General features: G+C 60.7%; 2 protein-coding genes. Both read left to right on the top strand.

Annotated features, from left to right (window positions below; genetic code table 11):
* A partial coding sequence (locus EPO09_RS09640) for an efflux RND transporter permease subunit (protein WP_290642540.1) occupies window positions 1-1,565 on the top strand: 1,565 nt, incomplete at its 5' end.
* Entirely contained in the window at window positions 1,562-1,900 is a 339-nt protein-coding gene (locus EPO09_RS09635; RefSeq protein ID WP_290642538.1) for a hypothetical protein, read from the top strand. The genes EPO09_RS09640 and EPO09_RS09635, both read left to right, overlap by 4 nt.
* The last annotated feature ends 617 nt before the right edge of the window (window positions 1,901-2,517 follow it).

Below are 2,517 nucleotides of genomic sequence, written 5' to 3'. Positions count from 1 at the left end.
GGCGCTCCCTGATCTGGACCTTGCGCCATCAAGGGTTGACGATGCTCGCCTTGCTGTCTGTGGTTGGGCTGAATTTTTATCTGTACGCCAGCATCCCCAAGACCTTCTTCCCGCAGCAGGACACGGGCGTGATCATGGGCAATGTGCAGGCAGATCAGGGCAGCTCGTTCCAGATGATGCGCGACAGGCTGGACCGCTTCACGAGCATCGTCGGCGCAGACCCGGCCGTGTCCACAGTGGTGGGGCAAACCGGTGGCGATCAAACCAACAGTGCGCGTTTCTTTGTCACGCTCAAGCCGCGCGCGGAACGCGATGTATCGGCCGATGGCTTTGTGGCACGCATGCGTGGCAAGCTGGCGCATGAGCCCGGTGCCAACCTGTTTCTGGTGCCTGTGCAGGACATCCGTATGGGTGGTCGGCAGTCCAACTCGCAGTACCAGTACACGCTGCAGGCTGATGACGTTGACACGCTGCGGACCTGGGGCCCGCTGGTGCGCAACGCCCTGAGCCAGTTACCCGAGCTTACCGACGTCAATGCCGACCAGCAAGACAAGGGCTTGCAAACATCCCTGATCATTGACCGTGAGGCCGCTGCCCGCATGGGCGTATCGGTCGCCTCGCTGGACAGCACGCTCAACGATGCCTTCGGCCAACGGCAGGTGGGCGTGATCTACAACCCGCTCAACCAATACCGTGTGGTGATGGAACTGGCGCCCGAATATCTGCAAGGGCCACAGACACTGCATCGTCTGTACGTGACCAGCAAGGCCGGTCAGCAGGTGCCGCTGGATGCCTTCACGCGCTTCGAGACTACGAACGCACCCTTGTCGGTCAACCACCAGAGCGGCTCTCCGGCATCGACCATCAGCTTCAACCTGCCACTGGGCGTGTCGCTGTCCTCAGCCACGCAGGCCATCACCCAGGCCATGGCCAAGCTGGGCACGCCCGTGTCGATGCGTGGCAGCTTTCAAGGCACGGCCAGTGCGTTTCAGCAGTCTCTGTCCTCACAGCCCATGTTGATTGGCGCGGCCATTGTGGCCATCTACCTGGTGCTTGGCATGCTGTACGAGAGCCTCATTCACCCGGTGACCATCCTGTCGACCTTGCCATCGGCAGGCGTGGGGGCCTTGCTGGCGCTGATGTTGTTTGATACCGAGTTCTCGATCATCGCTCTGATCGGTGTGATCCTGCTGATCGGCATCGTCAAGAAGAACGCGATCATGATGATCGACTTTGCCATTGCCCAACAGCGCCACAGCGATGTGACCGCTGTGCAGGCCATCTACCGCGCGGCCTGCCTGCGTGTGCGGCCTATCTTGATGACCACCGTGGCGGCTATGTTTGGCGCCGTGCCACTGGCTTTGGGGCATGGCGATGGGGCAGAGCTGCGTCAGCCCTTGGGCATGGCCATCGTGGGCGGCCTGCTGCTCAGTCAGATGCTCACGCTGTACACAACACCGGTCGTCTTTGTGCTGATGGACCGATTGAGCTCACGCAGCCGTCGCGCCCGCAAGGCACGCTTGATGACACCGCCAGTCATGGCCACACCCGTATCCGCATCATGAAGACGCATCACCCTTTGCTTGTCGCGGCCGCTGTCAGCCTGCTGATGTCGGCCTGCGCTGTGACGCATGTGGCGCCACCCGAGCCAGTAGCCGCTCCCGCTGCGTTCAAAGAGGAGTGCATCTGGCAACACGGCGCCAGCACCCAAGCGGCCGCCACGTCCGCCGATTGGTTGACGGTTTTCAACGACCCTGTGCTCAACGACTTGGCCAGACGTTTGGTGCTCGGCGATGAAAGCCTCAAGGGCTTGTCAGCCCAGCTGGTCAGCGCACGTGCTGCGGTGGATGCCCCAGCAGCAGCGCCTTGTGGCCAAGCTTGTCTGTGGGGACATCGGTGACGCGCAGCTGCACACCTGCCAATGACCAGTCTGTCAATGCTGGCAAGCGAATTGGCATCAGCATGGCTCTGACGGCCAACACCAGTTGGGAACTGGATTTGTGGGGACGTTTGTCCGAAGCAAGCGCCCAAGCAAGGGCAGCGTATTAGGCCAGTGAGGAAGATCTTGCTGCGGCTTGGTCAGCGTTGCCCTGGTCACGCGTACCATCTAATCTCTGTTTAGCGCAAAAGCGGTCAGTGCCGTGGGTAGCCGTTTAGGTGTTCATTCCTGTCCGCATCGGGACACCTCTGTCTCCGGACCTGGTTTCGTACAAACAAGGAGTGCGCTCTTCGTGTCCACAAACTGGTGTAAGAGAACACCGCGCCTGCCCCTGTGCGCCCACCGGTTCTCGCACAAACGATCCCCCAGCCATGACTCTCAGCGTGGGGTTCTGCTTGAGCCATGTGATGCAGGAGTACGGCCTGTCTCAGTTAACGCTCTTCAGCTCATCATCAATCGAAACGGCATACCCGGAGCTCGACGATCCACCGGTCTGCGAGCGATCTACATGGCACTTCAATGTGCGCCTTGTCAAAGGCTGAATCCAGCATGTATGCGTCTCGGTGGTGACGCTCGGC

The organism is Aquabacterium sp. (assembly GCF_004297345.1).
Taxonomy (GTDB): Bacteria; Pseudomonadota; Gammaproteobacteria; order Burkholderiales; family Burkholderiaceae_C; genus Aquabacterium.
Note: the sequence above shows the minus strand (reverse complement) of the source record. Positions and strands in the feature narration are given on the sequence as shown.